Annotated in this window: 12 protein-coding genes and 1 tRNA gene; all 13 read right to left on the bottom strand. The window is 51.1% G+C overall.

The window, feature by feature from the left end; genetic code table 11:
- Positions 1-366 (bottom strand): GTP-binding protein (locus ACTF5Z_RS08085; protein WP_438985197.1); only part of this gene is annotated, 366 nt, incomplete at its 3' end.
- 35 nt (positions 367-401) lie between these two features.
- Positions 402-2,510: an elongation factor G gene (gene fusA / locus ACTF5Z_RS08080; protein ID WP_438985196.1), complete on the bottom strand. Its 2,109-nt coding sequence runs from the start codon at positions 2,508-2,510 to the stop codon at positions 402-404.
- 39 nt (positions 2,511-2,549) lie between these two features.
- Positions 2,550-3,020 (bottom strand): 30S ribosomal protein S7, encoded by a 471-nt coding sequence (rpsG, locus tag ACTF5Z_RS08075; protein WP_423849796.1) that lies wholly within the window; start codon positions 3,018-3,020, stop codon positions 2,550-2,552.
- A 116-nt stretch (positions 3,021-3,136) separates the two neighbouring features.
- Positions 3,137-3,511, bottom strand: coding sequence for a 30S ribosomal protein S12 (gene rpsL, locus ACTF5Z_RS08070; RefSeq protein ID WP_009576733.1), 375 nt, complete (start codon positions 3,509-3,511; stop codon positions 3,137-3,139).
- A gap of 124 nt (positions 3,512-3,635) precedes the next feature.
- On the bottom strand, positions 3,636-7,877 hold the full coding sequence (gene rpoC / locus ACTF5Z_RS08065; protein ID WP_438985195.1) for a DNA-directed RNA polymerase subunit beta': 4,242 nt from the start codon (positions 7,875-7,877) through the stop codon (positions 3,636-3,638).
- A gap of 62 nt (positions 7,878-7,939) precedes the next feature.
- A complete protein-coding gene (rpoB, locus tag ACTF5Z_RS08060; RefSeq protein ID WP_438985194.1) occupies positions 7,940-12,013 on the bottom strand; it encodes a DNA-directed RNA polymerase subunit beta in 4,074 nt (1,357 codons plus the stop codon).
- Positions 12,014-12,199: 186 nt separating this feature from the next.
- Positions 12,200-12,583: a 50S ribosomal protein L7/L12 gene (rplL, locus tag ACTF5Z_RS08055; RefSeq protein WP_438985193.1), complete on the bottom strand. Its 384-nt coding sequence runs from the start codon at positions 12,581-12,583 to the stop codon at positions 12,200-12,202.
- Between the two features lie 42 nt (positions 12,584-12,625).
- Positions 12,626-13,153, bottom strand: a complete 528-nt coding sequence (gene rplJ, locus ACTF5Z_RS08050) for a 50S ribosomal protein L10 (protein ID WP_009576729.1) — start codon at positions 13,151-13,153, stop codon at positions 12,626-12,628.
- Between the two features lie 242 nt (positions 13,154-13,395).
- Entirely contained in the window at positions 13,396-14,091 is a 696-nt protein-coding gene (gene rplA, locus ACTF5Z_RS08045; protein WP_009576728.1) for a 50S ribosomal protein L1, read from the bottom strand.
- Between the two features lie 2 nt (positions 14,092-14,093).
- Complete coding sequence (gene rplK / locus ACTF5Z_RS08040; protein ID WP_009576727.1) at positions 14,094-14,525, bottom strand: 50S ribosomal protein L11; 432 nt, start codon at positions 14,523-14,525, stop codon at positions 14,094-14,096.
- A 106-nt stretch (positions 14,526-14,631) separates the two neighbouring features.
- Positions 14,632-15,165: a transcription termination/antitermination protein NusG gene (gene nusG, locus ACTF5Z_RS08035; RefSeq protein ID WP_423849800.1), complete on the bottom strand. Its 534-nt coding sequence runs from the start codon at positions 15,163-15,165 to the stop codon at positions 14,632-14,634.
- Positions 15,166-15,184: 19 nt separating this feature from the next.
- Positions 15,185-15,547, bottom strand: coding sequence for a preprotein translocase subunit SecE (gene secE, locus ACTF5Z_RS08030; protein ID WP_438985192.1), 363 nt, complete (start codon positions 15,545-15,547; stop codon positions 15,185-15,187).
- A gap of 38 nt (positions 15,548-15,585) precedes the next feature.
- Positions 15,586-15,661, bottom strand: a tRNA-Trp gene (locus tag ACTF5Z_RS08025).
- Positions 15,662-15,853 lie beyond the last annotated feature (192 nt).

Raw genomic sequence — 15,853 nt, 5'->3', positions numbered from 1 at the left:
CAACAAAATGTGCTCGCGAGTCTGAGGCATTGGACCATCAGTCGCACCACATACCAAGATCGCACCGTCCATCTGTGCAGCACCCGTGATCATGTTCTTAACATAGTCAGCGTGCCCAGGGCAGTCTACGTGTGCGTAGTGACGAGTCGATGAATCGTACTCTACGTGTGATGTCGCAATCGTGATACCACGCTCACGCTCTTCCGGTGCGTTGTCAATACCGTCAAACGCAACCGCTTGTCCACCAAATACCTCTGCGCAAACTCGAGTCAGAGCCGCGGTCAGAGTCGTTTTACCATGGTCTACGTGACCAATTGTGCCCACGTTTACGTGAGGCTTATTACGCTCAAACTTTTCCTTTGCCACTTTACAACACCTCTCAATTGATAGCTTTCGCTAAGTTAATAAATTCCATTCTTCGCAACGATGGCATCTGCAATATTACTCGGCGCTTCTGAATACTTTGCAAACTCCATTGTGTAGGTCGCCCGCCCCTGAGTTGCTGATCGCAAATCCGTCGCGTACCCAAACATTTCTGCAAGAGGCACCTCAGCGTTGATCACCTTACCGCTTACGCTTTCATCCATACCCAAAATGAGACCCCGGCGGCGATTAAGATCACCCACCACGTCGCCCATATTTTCTTCTGGCGTTACGACTTCAACCTTCATTATGGGTTCAAGCAATGCCGCCCCGCCGACTTGGGCTAACTTCTTAGTCGCCATCGACGCGGCAATTTTAAATGCCATTTCATTCGAGTCAACATCGTGAAACGAACCGTCGTATAAAGTAGCCTTGAGGCCCAACAACGGGTAACCAGCCAAAACGCCGTTTTGCATCTGCTCTTCGATGCCTTTTTGCACAGCTGGAATATACTCGCGAGGCACCGCCCCGCCAACTATTTCGTTGACAAAGTCGAGTCCATCAGCACCTTCATCTTCGGCCGGCTCGAAACGAACCCAGACATGCCCGTACTGGCCTCGACCACCGGATTGACGAACGAATTTACCTTCGACCTCGGCTTTATTGCGGATGCGCTCGCGATAAGCGACTTGCGGCTTACCAATATTTGCTTCAACGCTAAACTCACGACGCATACGGTCAACGATAATATCGAGGTGCAATTCACCCATACCAGAAATAATCGTTTGACCAGTTTCTTCGTCCGTCTTCACTCGGAATGATGGATCCTCCTGAGCGAGCTTGCCGAGTGCAACGCCCATTTTTTCTTGGTCGGCCTTCGACCTAGGCTCAACCGCCACAGAGATCACAGGCTCTGGGAATTCCATGCGCTCGAGCACAATGGGCTTATCAATCGCGCACAGGGTATCACCTGTGGTGACATCTTTGAGACCCACAGCAGCCGCGATATCACCCGCCAAGCACTCTTTAATTTCTTCTCGGCTATTAGCGTGCATTTGCACCATGCGGCCCACACGCTCTTTTTTCTCTTTAACTGAGTTGTAAACAGCGGTACCGCTTTCCAACTTACCAGAATACACGCGGAAGAAAGTCAGCGTGCCGACAAAGGGATCTGTGGCGATCTTAAATGCAAGCGCTGCGAAGGGTGCGCTATCGTCAGCTTCACGGGTGTCAACCGTTTCACCATCTTCCAATGTGCCTTCGATGGCTTTCACCTCAGTGGGCGACGGCATGTAGTCAATAACAGCATCCAAGACAGCTTGAACACCCTTATTCTTGAAGGCAGATCCACCCAATACGGGAATGATTTCATTCGCCAAGGTGCGAGCGCGGATACCTTGCTTAATTTCTTCTTCGCTAAGCTCTTCGCCTTCGAGGTATTTGCTCATCAGGTCGTCGCTTGCCTCGGCGGCAGCTTCAACCATGAACTCGCGCATTTCTTCGACCTCGTCGACCATATCCTCAGGAATATCTTGGTATTCGAAAGTCATACCCTGATCGGCTTCATTCCAAATGATGGCTTTACGCTTAATCAGGTCGACGACGCCTTTGAACTCGTCTTCTGCTCCAATCGTCATTTGGAGGGGCACCGCATTGGCACCCAAACGGTCGCGCAACTGCTGCACAACGCGCTCAAAACTCGCCCCTGCTCGGTCCATTTTGTTCACAAAGACCATGCGAGGTACTTCGTATTTGTTGGCTTGACGCCAGACAGTTTCCGTCTGCGGCTGAACGCCCGAGGAACCGCACAAGACCACCACAGCGCCATCTAGTACGCGCAGTGAACGCTCAACTTCAATCGTAAAATCGACGTGTCCGGGCGTATCAATAATATTAATGCGGTGCTCGTCAAATTGCTGGTTCATACCAGCCCAAAAGCACGTGGTAGCAGCACTGGTAATCGTGATACCACGCTCTTGCTCTTGCTCCATCCAGTCCATAGTGGCAGCGCCATCATGAACCTCACCGATTTTGTGAGATAGACCCGTGTAAAAAAGTACGCGCTCCGTTGTTGTGGTTTTACCCGCATCAACGTGAGCGCAAATACCGATGTTCCGATAGCGAGCTATAGGAGTCTTACGAGCCACAATATATCCTCACCAAAATCGATGACACAAACGCTTGTATTAGAAACGGAAGTGCGAGAACGCCTTATTGGCTTCGGCCATACGGTGCACGTCTTCACGCTTCTTAACCGCATTACCCTTACCTTGAGAGGCGTCAATGATTTCACCAGCCAAACGCTGACGCATCGACTTCTCGCCACGGTTGCGTGCGTACTCTACCAACCAGCGCATGGAGAGCGCGATACGGCGAGCTGGACGAACCTCGACAGGCACCTGATAGGTCGCACCACCTACGCGGCGAGACTTAACTTCCACCATGGGCGCGATGTTTTCTAAAGCTTCATCAAACGCTTCGAGTGGATCTTTATTCAGTTTTTGCTGAACGATATCCAAAGCACCGTATACGATACTTTCGGCAACCGATTTTTTACCGCTAATCATGACGTGGTTCATGAATTTAGCTAGGGTGACATTTCCAAACTTGGGATCTGGCAAAACTTCACGTTTTGCGACAACGCGTCTTCTTGGCATACTATTCTCTCTTCAGGTATTCCAAGTACCGACCTGCCACTTATTTAAGGTGGGAGAGGCAGAGACTTGGCCTTACTTTTCGCTACCCTGCAGGGTAGCACCAGATTGTTACTGTCCTATGACTTAGGACGTTTCGCACCGTACTTAGAACGGGCTTGCTTACGATTCGCTACGCCTGAAGTATCCAAGCTACCGCGAACGGTGTGATAGCGCACACCTGGCAAGTCTTTTACACGACCGCCACGAATTAACACTACGCTGTGCTCTTGCAGGTTGTGACCTTCACCGCCGATGTATGAAGAAACTTCATAACCGTTGGTCAAGCGAACACGACATACTTTACGCAACGCCGAGTTAGGTTTTTTAGGAGTGGTGGTGTATACACGAGTACACACTCCACGACGTTGAGGACACGCCTGCAATGCAGGTACGTCGCTCTTTACCACTTTACGCTTGCGCGGCTTGCGCACAAGCTGGTTAATCGTTGCCATGCAATAAAACTCCGATTGTTCGCTCTGACTTTCGCCAGATCTTGGTTGCCCAATACGGGCAGCTAAAATAAGGAGGCGGCATTCTATAGAGGCCGCCTCTTACCGTCAAGCCCAGTGACTCTCGTTACTCAAGCTCATCTTCCGAAGCGCCAACATCCGCCCGCAGGGCTTCCGTTAATGCTGCCTCGATATCCTGTGCACTGACGCGCATTTCATCGCCTTGCGCACGCTTCTTGCGTCGCTCTTCGTGGTAGGCCAAGCCCGTACCCGCTGGGATCAAACGCCCCACAACCACGTTCTCTTTCAGACCACGCAGATAATCGCGCTTACCGGTCACCGCCGCTTCAGTCAACACTCGGGTCGTCTCCTGGAACGAGGCCGCTGAAATAAAGCTCTCCGTGGCCAATGATGCCTTTGTAATACCCAAAAGCTCACGCTCACCAGACGCGGGGACGAGACCATCGGCCAACAGACGCTCGTTTTCTTCCAACAAGGTCACGTACTCGACCTGCTCACCTTTAATCAGAGTGGAGTCGCCCGAATGAGTGATGATCACTTTACGCAACATCTGACGCACAATAACTTCAACGTGCTTATCGTTAATTTTTACACCCTGCAAGCGATAAACTTCCTGGATCTCGTTAACGATATACTTCGCGAGCTCCTCGATGCCTTTTAGACGCAAGATGTCGTGCGGGCTCAATGGACCTTCTGATACCACTTCGCCTTTCTCGACCAATTCGCCTTCAAATACCGACAAGTTGCGCCACTTGGGAATTAACGCCTCGTAGTGCGTAGATCCATCAGGCATCACAGAACCATCGGTCGGCGTAATCATCAGACGACGCTTGCCCTTGGTTTCTTTCCCAAAGCTCACAGTACCGCTGATTTCTGCCAAGATCGCAGGTTCTTTTGGACGACGCGCTTCGAAAAGGTCGGCAACGCGTGGCAGACCACCGGTGATGTCGCGTGTTTTCGAACCTTCCTGAGGTATACGAGCAATAACGTCACCGATTTCAATGCGCACGCCGTCTTCCAGAGATACCCACGCGCCCGGAGGTAAAAAGTAGTGTGCAGGCACGTTCGTACCGGCCAGACAAAGTTCATTACCTTCTTCATCGATCAAGGTTACAGCCGGGCGAATGTCTTTACCCGCCGCTGGCCGCTCACCTGCATCCATGACCGTGATACTGGACAGACCGGTCAGCTCATCCGTTTGGCGCTTAACGGTGATCTGGTCTTCCATACCCACGAATTTAACCGTACCAGCCACTTCCGTCACGATTGGGTGCGTGTGAGGATCCCAGGTTGCAACGACGTCACCCGCGTTAATCGAGGCGTGATCATTAACGACCAAATTTGCACCATAAGGTAGCTTGTAGCGCTCCTTCTCGCGGCCTTTGGTATCAAGTACCGACAACTCACCTGAACGCGATACAGCGACCAAAGAACCGTCGACTCTTTGTACCGTTTTGAGGTTGTGTAAACGCACCGTACCATCGTTTAGCACGCGAATGTTATCAGCCGCAGTAGCTCGTGATGCCGCACCACCAATGTGGAAGGTACGCATGGTGAGCTGCGTTCCAGGCTCACCAATAGACTGCGCCGCGACAACACCGATCGCCTCACCAATGTTCACTTTGTGGCCGCGCGCCAAGTCTCGACCGTAACAGGTCGAACAAATACCGTGACGAGTTTCACAAGTAATCGGCGAGCGCACCTCAACTTCGTCGATACCCATTTCCTCTAAGCGACGAATCCAAGCTTCATCCAGCATGGTACCCGCCGTTACAGCGATTTCGTCATCCGTTCCTGGACGGATAACATCGCGCGCAACAATTCGACCCAAGACCCTATCACCCAGGGTTTCGATGATGTCGCCACCGTCGATAACAGGCGTCATCAGAATGCCTTTGTCGGTGCCACAATCGTCCTCGGTCACAACCAAGTCTTGCGCCACGTCGACCAAACGACGCGTCAAGTAACCGGAGTTTGCGGTTTTCAATGCGGTATCCGCCAAACCTTTACGAGCGCCGTGCGTCGAAATAAAGTACTGCAGTACGTTCAGGCCTTCACGGAAGTTCGCGGTAATTGGTGTTTCAATAATCGAACCATCGGGTTTAGCCATCAAGCCACGCATACCCGCCAGCTGACGAATCTGGGCTGGTGAGCCACGCGCACCTGAGTCGGCGTAAATGTAGACTGAGTTGAATGACGCCTGCTCTTCCTCTTCGCCGTCTTTGTTGATCACGGTTTCTTTCGACAAACCGTCCATCATCGACTTTGACACCAAATCGTTAGCTCGAGACCAAATATCGATAACCTTGTTGTACTTCTCGCCTTGGGTCACGAGGCCAGCGGCGTACTGATCTTCGATCTCTTTCACTTCGGCCTCAGCGCCTTCAATGATACGCGCTTTTTCCGCCGGAATTTCGAAGTCGTTCACACCGATCGACGCGCCCGATCGAGTCGAGTACTCGTAGCCGGTGTACATTAATTGGTCAGCAAAGATTACGGTAGCTTTCAGACCAACCACACGGTAACAGCGGTTAATGATGCGCGAAATCGCTTTTTTCACCATGGGCTGGTTCACCATTTCGTAGGCGATACCCTCAGGTACGATTTCCCACAACAACGCACGACCGACGGTGGTGTCAGCGATAAAGGTCCGCTCGCTACGATCACCATCATCAGAAACGACAGATTCGTGGATACGCACTTTTACTTTCGCCTGCAGACCGACTTCGCCGCTGTGATACGCGCGATGCACTTCACTCACGTTCGCAAAGATACGGCCCTCGCCTTTGGCGTTGATGCGGTCACGCGTCATGTAATACAAGCCCAACACCACGTCCTGAGAAGGCACGATAATTGGGTCACCACTCGCAGGCGACAAAATATTGTTGGTCGACATCATCAAAGCGCGAGCTTCAAGCTGCGCCTCAATGGTCAGCGGTACGTGTACCGCCATCTGGTCGCCGTCGAAGTCAGCGTTGTACGCCGCACACACAAGTGGGTGCAACTGAATCGCTTTACCTTCAATCAGCACTGGCTCGAAAGCCTGAATACCCAAACGGTGAAGCGTTGGCGCACGGTTCAGTAGCACTGGGTGCTCACGGATTACCTCAGCCAAGATATCCCAAACTTCTGGCGGCTCGCGCTCAACCATCTTTTTCGCAGCTTTGATGGTTGTTGCCAAGCCACGGTGCTCAAGCTTGCCGAAAATGAAAGGCTTGAACAGCTCTAATGCCATCTTCTTAGGCAGACCACATTGGTGCAGCTTTAATGCAGGCCCTGTCACGATTACCGAACGTCCAGAGTAATCTACGCGCTTGCCCAACAAGTTCTGACGGAAACGACCCTGCTTACCTTTGATCATGTCGGCCAGCGACTTCAAGGGGCGCTTGTTCGAACCGGTAATAGCACGACCACGACGACCGTTATCTAACAGGGCGTCAACCGCTTCCTGCAGCATACGTTTTTCGTTGCGAACAATGATATCAGGCGCGTTAAGATCTAATAGGCGCTTCAAACGGTTGTTACGGTTGATGACGCGACGATACAGATCGTTCAAGTCAGACGTTGCGAAACGCCCACCTTCTAGAGGCACCAACGGACGCAGATCAGGCGGCAATACCGGCAATGCATTTAAGACCATCCACTCAGGCTTGTTGCCCGAGCTAGCAAACGCCTCCATTAACTTAAGACGTTTAGACAGCTTTTTAATTTTCGTCTCGGAGTTAGTCGCAGGAATCTCCTCACGCAATTTTGCAATTTCGCGCTCCAGATCTAACTGCTTCATCATATCTTGGATGGCTTCAGCACCCATTTTTGCGACGAACTCGTCACCGAATTCTTCCATCGCTTCGTAGTACTGCTCATCCGACAACAGCTGGCCATACTCTAACGACGTCATACCCGGGTCAGTCACGATGTATGACTCGAAGTACAGAACACGCTCGATATCACGTAGAGTCATATCCAACAGCAAGCCAATACGTGAGGGCAGTGACTTCAAAAACCAGATGTGAGCGACCGGGCTTGCAAGCTCAATGTGCCCCATACGCTCACGACGTACTTTCGCCAATGCAACTTCAACGCCACACTTCTCACAAATGACGCCGCGGTGCTTCAAACGCTTGTATTTACCACATAAGCATTCGTAATCTTTCACTGGGCCAAAGATCTTGGCACAGAACAAACCGTCACGCTCGGGCTTGAACGTACGGTAATTAATGGTCTCGGGCTTTTTTACTTCGCCATAAGACCAAGAGCGAACCATTTCAGACGACGCCAAGCCAATGCGGATTGCATCAAACTCATCTGTCTGTCCCTGTGACTTTAATATATTAAGTAAGTCTCTCAAGGTTATTCCTCCACGAGGGTGTTAGTGCCGGGGCGCCGGAGCGCCCACCCAAATTCAACGTACTAGTCGTTTTCTAACTCAATATCGATCCCCAAAGAGCGGATCTCTTTGACCAACACGTTAAAGGACTCGGGCATGCCCGGCTCCATACGATGATCACCGTCGACGATGTTTTTATACATTTTGGTACGGCCAGCCACATCGTCAGACTTAACCGTCAACATTTCTTGCAAGGTATATGCAGCACCGTACGCCTCAAGTGCCCAGACCTCCATCTCTCCGAAACGCTGACCACCGAATTGGGCTTTACCACCCAAAGGCTGCTGCGTCACCAAAGAGTATGAACCAGTTGAACGCGCGTGCATCTTATCATCCACCAAGTGGTTCAACTTCAGCATGTACATATAACCTACGGTTACTGGGCGCTCAAATTGGTCACCGGTGCGACCGTCAAACAGAGTGAACTGACCACTCTCAGGCATATCAGCTAAAGCTAACAGGCCCTTGATTTCGCTTTCGGCTGCGCCATCAAACACGGGCGTCGCCATCGGCACACCTTTGCGTAAATTCTGGGCCAGCGTGCGAATTTCGTCGTCTGTTAATGAATCAAGATCTTCCGACCGACCCGCGCCGTTGTTATAAATCTTGTCCAAAAACTCACGCAATTCAGCAACTTCTCGCTGCTCTTCAATCATGGTATTAATTTTGTCACCAAGACCGCGCGCCGCCATACCTAAGTGTGTTTCTAAGATCTGCCCAACGTTCATACGCGATGGCACACCCAGCGGGTTAAGAACAATATCGACGGGCTCACCGTTGGCGTCGTAGGGCATATCTTCGACCGGCATAATCACCGAGATAACACCCTTGTTACCATGACGTCCCGCCATTTTATCGCCGGGTTGAATACGACGCTTAATTGCAAGATAAACCTTGACCACTTTCAAAACACCAGGGGCCAGGTCATCCCCAGTTTGAAGCTTGCGTTTCTTGTCTTCAAAACGCTCTTCTAACTGACGGTTCTCTTCCTCTAACTGCTTTTCTGCTGAGGCAATCAATGCATTGACGTCAGCATCATCGGTCTTAATTTTGAACCATTGCTCACGGTCGAGCTCGGCAAGCACTTCGTCAGACAACACCGTGCCCTTGCTCAGACCAGCGCCGCTAAGCGTCTTCTTCCCAGCTAACTGCGACGCTAGGCGGGCAAAGACCGCTTCTTCATAGATCCGATATTCTTCTTTCAGATCCTTACGGAACTCGTTCAACTGGCGGTTCTCGATCTCGCGCGCACGTGAGTCTTTTTCTAGACCATCGCGGGTGAAGACCTGAACATCAATAACGGTCCCCTTAGTGCTTGAGGGCACGCGCAGGGAGGTATCTTTAACGTCTGACGCCTTTTCACCAAAAATTGCACGAAGCAGCTTTTCTTCTGGGGTCAGCTGAGTCTCGCCTTTCGGTGTCACTTTACCGACCAAAATATCGCCAGGCTCAACTTCAGCACCGATGTAGACAATACCGGATTCGTCGAGTTTTGATAGCGCACTCTCGCCAACATTTGGGATATCCGCCGAAATTTCTTCGGATCCCAGCTTGGTGTCTCGCGCGATACAGGTCAGCTCTTGAATGTGAATCGATGTGAAACGATCTTCTTTAACGACACGCTCAGATACCAGGATCGAGTCTTCGAAGTTATAACCGTTCCAAGGCATGAACGCGATACGCATATTTTGGCCAAGCGCCAAGTCACCCATATCAACGGACGGACCGTCGGCCAAAATATCACCGCGCTCAACCACATCGCCTTTACTCACGATAGCACGCTGATTAATGCACGTGTTTTGGTTAGAACGGGTATATTTGACTAAGTTATAGATATCCACTGGCGCTTCATTGCCGTCGGCTTCCTCAGCACTGGCGCGAACCACAATCCGACTCGCGTCGACAGAATCGACTACGCCAGCACGCTTCGCAACCACACACACACCAGAGTCGCGAGCAACGTAGCGCTCCATGCCCGTACCAACCAAGGGCTTATCGCTCACCAGAGTTGGAACAGCCTGACGCTGCATGTTAGAACCCATCAACGCACGGTTAGCGTCGTCGTGCTCCAAGAAGGGGATCAACGCCGCGGCAATGGACACAACCTGCTTAGGCGATACATCCATGTAGTCGATACGCTCGGGCGGCATCACTGTAAACTCGTTCATGTGACGCACCGCAACTAAGTCATCGGTGAAGCGTCCATTCTCATCCACGGTTGCCGACGCCTGCGCAATCACATGCTCGGCTTCGTTAATGGCAGATAAATACTCGATGTCGTCAGTCAACTGACCGTCGACCACACGACGATAAGGCGACTCCAAGAAACCGTACTCATTGGTGCGAGCATAGGTCGCCAACGAGTTAATCAAACCAATGTTTGGACCTTCAGGCGTTTCAATGGGGCACACACGACCGTAGTGAGTCGGGTGCACGTCCCGTACCTCAAAGCCCGCACGCTCTCGCGTTAGACCACCGGGGCCTAAAGCTGAAACACGGCGCTTGTGGGTCACCTCAGACAGCGGATTGTTTTGGTCCATAAACTGCGATAACTGGCTAGAACCAAAAAACTCTTTTACCGCTGCTGACACAGGCTTGGCGTTAATAAGATCCTGGGGCATCAAGCCCTCGCTTTCCGCCATTGACAAACGCTCTTTTACCGCACGCTCTACACGGACTAAGCCAACTCGGAACTGGTTTTCAGCCATCTCGCCGACTGAACGAACACGGCGGTTACCCAAGTGATCGATATCATCCACCACGCCTTTACCGTTACGGATAGACACCAGCATTTTCAAAACGTCGACAATATCTTCGCGGTCTAATACGCCTGACCCGATGACGTCTTCACGACCGAGACGACGATTAAATTTCATGCGGCCGACTGTCGACAAATCGTAGCGGTCAGGTGAGAAGAATAAGTTTTGGAAGAGGTTCTCGGCCGATTCCTTGGTTGGCGGCTCGCCCGGACGCATCATGCGATAGATTTCGACGAGAGCCTCAAGCTCATTGCGGGTCGCATCTTGACGCAAGGTATCGCTCAAGAAAGGACCACAGTCTAGGTCGTTGGTATACAAGGTTTCGATCGTCTTCGCACCTGCATCCAGCATAATTTGTACGGTCTCGGCCGACAGCTCAGTGTTACATTCTACTAACACTTCACCCGTCTTTTTATCGACAAAGTTTTTAGCGAGAGCACGACCGTATAGATACTCAACTGGAATTTCCAGTTCAGAGACCTCACCCTTTTCCAACTCACGGATGTGTCTAGCGGTGATACGGCGGCCCTGTTCAACGATGACTTTTTTGCCGATCTTGATATCAAAGCTCGCAACATCACCACGCAAACGCTCGGGGATTAGAGTCATTGTCAACGTCGTCGCGTTGTTGACGCGGAACTGGTTGACGTCGAAAAACATATCTAAGACTTCTTCAGAGCTGTAACCCAACGCACGAAGCAACACGGTAGCAGGGAGTTTACGGCGACGGTCAATACGCACAAAGACTTGGTCTTTAGGATCAAACTCGAAGTCCAGCCAAGAGCCGCGGTAAGGGATAATACGCGCAGAGTACAGCAACTTGCCTGAACTGTGGGTCTTACCTTTGTCGTGATCAAAGAAAACACCAGGTGAGCGGTGCAACTGCGATACGATAACACGCTCGGTACCGTTGATGACGAAGGTACCATTCTCGGTCATTAGCGGGATTTCGCCCATGTAGACATCTTGCTCTTTGATGTCTTTGATGGCTTTACTGGACGAGTCCTTATCATAAATGATCAAGCGCACTTTAACGCGCAACGCGCAGGCGTAGGTCACGCCGCGCAACTGACACTCGGCAACGTCAAATGCCGGGACACCGAGCTTGTAGTCGACATACTCTAACGCGGCATTGCCACTGTAACTCGCAATCGGAAACACCGACTGAAATGCAGCATGCAAACCGTGGTCGCCACGCTGGTCAACCGGCACACCCTGCTGCGTAAATTTTTTGTAGGAATCCAACTGGATCGCCAACAGATAGGGAATATCCATCACGTTGGGAAGGGATCCAAACTCTTTTCGAATACGTTTCTTCTCTGTATACGAGTAAGCCATCAGTACTCTCCAGCCTCTTTGCCTCTGCGGCCGAACATTCGGCTCGCGATCACCTTTTCAGGCGTTTCGGTGCACGCTATCGCCGCACCCACAAAATAGTCCTGCTATAAGCAGGAAAAGGCCGGCAACCTATAACGCTTGCCAGCCCAATCCGAACCCTTGTCAATACGAGGGTTCGTCACAAACTTACTTAAGCTCGACCGTACCGCCAGCTTCTTCAATCTGCTTCTTGATGTCTTCAGCTTCGTCTTTAGACGCGCCTTCTTTGATTGGGCCAGGAGCGCCGTCAACCAAACCTTTCGCTTCTTTTAAGCCTAAGCCAGTTACCGCGCGAACAACCTTGATCACGTTAACTTTCTTCTCGCCGCCTGAGGTCAAGATTACGTCGAACTCAGTCTGCTCTGCTGCTGCCGCTGCACCAGCGTCACCGCCAGCTGCTGCGGGCGCTACAGCTACAGCTGCTGCCGCAGTAACACCAAATTTTTCTTCCATTGCTGAAATCAATTCAACAACGTCCATTACCGACATTTCGGCAATTGCATCTAGGATTTCGTCTTTAGATAAAGCCATTGCTTTTCTCCTGTTTACTTAAAAGTTTTCAAAGACAACGAGTTACGCTGCTTCTTTTTGATCTTTGACTGCTGCTAACGTACGCACCAGTTTTCCAGGCACTTCGTTCATGGTCTGAGCCAGCTTGGTTACCGGAGCCTTCATCACGCTCATCAACATTGATAGAGCTTGATCTCGGGTCGGTAGTTTCGCCAACACATCCAATTGATCTGCACCCAGTAACTGACCGCTTACCGCCAACGCTTTAACTTCGAACTTGGAATTCTCCTTGGCGAAGTCTTTAAACAATCTTGCTGCAGCGCCTGGATCTTCCATCGAAAATCCAAACAATGAAGGACCAACCAAAGTGCTATTCACACACTCATAGTCCGTACCTTCTAACGCACGCTTGGCCAACGTATTTCTAACAACTCGTAGAGTTACGCCGTTTTCACGTGCTTGACTGCGCAGGGCTGTCATCGCATCCACTGTGACACCGCGGGCATCCGCAATGACCAATGAAAGCGCGCTGGTGGCTGTCTCGTTAACTTCAGCTACGATCGCTTTTTTGTCTTCGAGTCTAATTGCCACTGGTTTTCTCCTGGCTTACATTAACTGTTGTGCCGAGGCACAACCCCATATTTGGTGAAAACTTCCACCATCTGCGTAGGCGGACAAAGCCTTTAAACCGCCAACTACTCGGCACCTACGGTCTTTGATGGTCTTCAGTGAGCAGCTAAACCTACTTACTGTATCTAAAGACCTCAAAGTCGACGGGCGAACCCGTCACGCCTCATCCCTGAGGCTTTATAAGGCTGCAGCGAACTACAACCTTAAAAATCTAACGCCCCATGATCGATAGTTAAGCCGGGACCCATAGTAGTCGATAGCGTAACCTTCTTCATGTAAACGCCTTTGGCTGACGAAGGCTTGGCTTTCTTGAGATCTGCCAAGACCGCGGTCAAATTGCCGCGAATTGCTTCAGCGTCGAACGAAATCTTGCCGATACCGCCGTGGATAATCCCGTTTTTATCAGTACGATAGCGCATCTGTCCCGCTTTCGCGTTGTTGACCGCAGTCACCACATCAGGCGTTACTGTGCCTGTCTTAGGGTTCGGCATCAGACCACGGGGCCCAAGAATTTGACCCAACTGACCCACAACACGCATCGCATCAGGAGAAGCAACAACCACATCAAAGTCCATCATGCCGCCTTTGATTTGATCCGCCAGGTCTTCCATACCAACAAAATCAGCACCCGCTTCTTTTGCTTTCTCAGCCGCATCGCCTTGGGTAAATACCGCGACACGCACTTCGCTACCCGTACCGTGAGGCAAAGTCGTAGCACCGCGAACCGCTTGATCTGACTTACGAGCGTCTACGCCAAGATTGACGGCCACTTCTACAGACTCAACAAATTTGACTGCTGAACACTCTTTTAACAAAGCAACAGCTTCTTCGATTGAATACACTTTATCCGCATCAATTTTTTCACGGATCATTTTTTGACGTTTTGACAACTTAGCCATGATTACGCCTCCTCAACTTCGATGCCGGCAGAACGCGCGCTACCAGCAATAGTACGAACCGCGGCATCCATATCAGCAGCCGTCAAATCGGGCCACTTCTGAGTCGCGACCTCTTCCAGTTGAGCGCGAGTTGCCTTACCTACCTTGTGGGTATTTGGCGTCGCGGATCCTTTTGGAATACCGATCGCTTTGCGCAACAAAACCGCCGCTGGAGGGGTTTTCTTGATAAAGGTAAATGAACGATCGCTGTAAACAGTAATAACCACCGGAATGGGCAAGCCTGGCTCCATACCCTGGGTTTCAGCGTTAAACGCCTTACAGAATTCCATGATGTTTACACCGTGCTGACCCAACGCTGGGCCGACTGGTGGACTTGGGTTTGCCTGACCCGCTGCGACTTGCAGCTTGATGTAGGCTTGTACTTTCTTTGCCATAGTTTCCTCTCTTGGGTGTTAGCGCTGTACTCACCTTGCGGCTTTAAGCTCCCCGTCTTCGTGCGGTTAACCGCGTTCCTGAATGCGCAACGGCATCCAACCCTCGTCAGGTCTTTTCGACCTGACTAAATTCCAACTCGACCGGCGTGGACCGACCAAATATCAAAACCGCAACGTTTAGACGGCTCTTTTCGTAGTTTACTTCCTCAACAACGCCATTGAAGTCGTTAAAGGGACCATCCACAACACGCACCATTTCGCCTGGCTCAAATAAAGTCTTAGGACGAGGCTTTTCAGTACCATCTTCAACGCGACGCAGAATTGCTTGGGCTTCAGCATCGGTAATAGGCGCTGGAGCATCGGCTTTACCGCCAATGAAACCCATGACACGGGGAGTTTCTTTAACCAGGTGCCAAGTGTCATCGTCCAATTCCATTTGAACCAAAACATAACCGGGGAAGAATTTGCGCTCGCTCTTGCGTTTTTGGCCGTTTTTCATCTCCACCACTTCTTCTGTGGGGACCAAAACGTCGCCAAATCGATCGCCCATTTCGTGCAGATCAATGCGCTCTTTTAACGCGGTCGCAACTTTCTTCTCGTAACCTGAGTACGCATGTACTACGTACCAACGCATAGACATTGCCAATTACCTCGTTTTATTACGCGATGACGAGTGACACAAGCCAACCCAAGAGGGAATCTAAACCCCACAGGATCAGCGCCACCACCAACACAAAAGCAACAACAATTAATGTTGTTTGCACAGTCTCTTGACGCGTCGGCCAAACGACTTTTCTAATTTCAGTGCGGGCTCCGCGGATCAAAGACCAAGCGCTGTGCCCTTTTTCGGTTTGTAAGGCAATCGCCAGAGCTACCGCCGCCATGACCAACAGGCCAAGAACACGGTACAACAGAGACTGGTCCGCAAAGTAGCTATTACCGTAGACGCCTAACGCCACAATAAGCGCCACCGCCGCCCACTTTAGCCCATCAAATTTTGACGTTGCGATTTCAGAACTCATTTTTTTTCCCGTCAAACCCAAACATTAACTGCCATAAATGGCAGGCCAGGAGGGAATCGAACCCCCAACCTGCGGTTTTGGAGACCGCCGCTCTGCCAATTGAGCTACTGGCCTATCATCTTTGCGTAAAGGGCCACAGCCATCTACGACAAATTTGATACCGCTTAACACCCTGTCTTAGTGCCCAGGAGGCTAAGCTACTTTTCGCTGCCCGACACAATCGGATCAGACAACAAAGCCGAATAACTGCAAGCAGCCATTCGGCTCAGCGGGCTGGGGCAACACCCCAACCCAAGGCTGGTATCG

It is taken from the genome of Aequoribacter sp. (assembly GCF_965659035.1).
GTDB lineage: Bacteria > Pseudomonadota > Gammaproteobacteria > Pseudomonadales > Halieaceae > Aequoribacter.
Note: the sequence above shows the minus strand (reverse complement) of the source record. Positions and strands in the feature narration are given on the sequence as shown.